Origin of the sequence: Enterococcus sp. 3H8_DIV0648, assembly GCF_002140655.1 — a bacterium.
GTDB lineage: Bacteria > Bacillota > Bacilli > Lactobacillales > Enterococcaceae > Enterococcus_A > Enterococcus_A hulanensis.
Map to the genome: position 1 here is coordinate 509,456 of NZ_NGLG01000001.1, position 1,071 is coordinate 510,526.

The following is a 1,071-nucleotide window of genomic DNA, read 5'->3' on the forward strand; positions in this document are numbered from 1 at the left end:
TGAGTAGAAAAGCAGAGGGTCTGACAGATGAATTGTCAGATCTTTTTTTGTTTTTACAATAGAAAAAAGTTTGATCTATAAGATTTAGGTACTTTGCTTTCTTTTTGTTGATAAAAAGTTTGAACAAAGGCTTTGAGCATCTTTTCCTTTTCTCTCTATGTCTAAATCGTTATACTAAGTTGGTATAGAAAAGAGGGGAAATAGCGTGATAACGTTAGCAGATACAGCAGCGACAGAAAAGCTAGGAAAAATGATTGGCGCAGCAGCGACACCCAGTGATAATTTGGTGTTGACTGGCGACCTTGGGGCGGGGAAAACGACGTTAACCAAAGGAATCGCTCTCGGATTAGGGATTGATCCTGTCTCTTATACACATCTTACTAAATTTGTGTTTTATTGTGCAACTGGTTTTATTGGTTTGATCAGTATTGTTATTTTGCTGATTGCTATCAAAATGAAGGGAGTATAAGAATGATTTCTTTTTTTAAAAAGAAGGAACCAGCGTTGGTTAGTCCTGTTGAAGGACAGTTGATTCCATTGTCTGAAGTTTCTGATCCAGTATTCTCAGAAGGGATGATGGAACCTGGATTTGCCGTGGAACCGATGGCCGATGAACTTTATTCACCAGTTACAGGTATCATCACGAGCATTTTCCCTACTAAACACGCTATTGGTATCAAAAGGGCCGATGGTAAAGAAGTGTTGATCCATATCGGTATCGACACGGTGGAATTAAAGGGTGAAGGATTTGAGATTCTTGTTCATGAAGCTGACAAGGTGACGCCAAAGACAAAACTAGCAATTGTTGATCGGGCGTTTTTGAAATTGCAAGGAAAAGAAAGTACAATCATGGTTCTGTTTCCTGACTGTCTCTTATACACATCTAGATGTGTATAAGAGACAGTTATCGGACTATCCATTGGATTAGCTAAAAAAGCAAATGCCCGAGCTGCGATGGAGGCATTTGTTGTCTATACTACCTGTAATTACTGTCTCTTATACACTTCTAGATGTGTATAAGAGACAGATCCATTGGATTAGCTAAAAAAGCAAATGCCCGAGCTGCGATGG

Annotated in this window: 1 protein-coding gene and 1 pseudogene; both read left to right on the forward strand. The window is 39.1% G+C overall.

The window, feature by feature from the left end; all coding sequences use genetic code 11:
• Positions 1–205 precede the first annotated feature (205 nt).
• Positions 206–358, forward strand: a pseudogene (locus tag A5875_RS02295) (tRNA (adenosine(37)-N6)-threonylcarbamoyltransferase complex ATPase subunit type 1 TsaE); the annotation flags it as partial.
• Between the two features lie 113 nt (positions 359–471).
• A complete protein-coding gene (locus A5875_RS02300) occupies positions 472–897 on the forward strand; it encodes a PTS sugar transporter subunit IIA (protein WP_088932111.1) in 426 nt (141 codons plus the stop codon).
• Positions 898–1,071: the final 174 nt, after the last annotated feature.

Bases quoted from the DNA above. Each gene is read 5' to 3' on its own strand.
- A5875_RS02300 (WP_088932111.1), top strand. From the start codon at position 472: ATGATTTCTTTTTTTAAAAAGAAGGAACCAGCGTTGGTTAGTCCTGTT.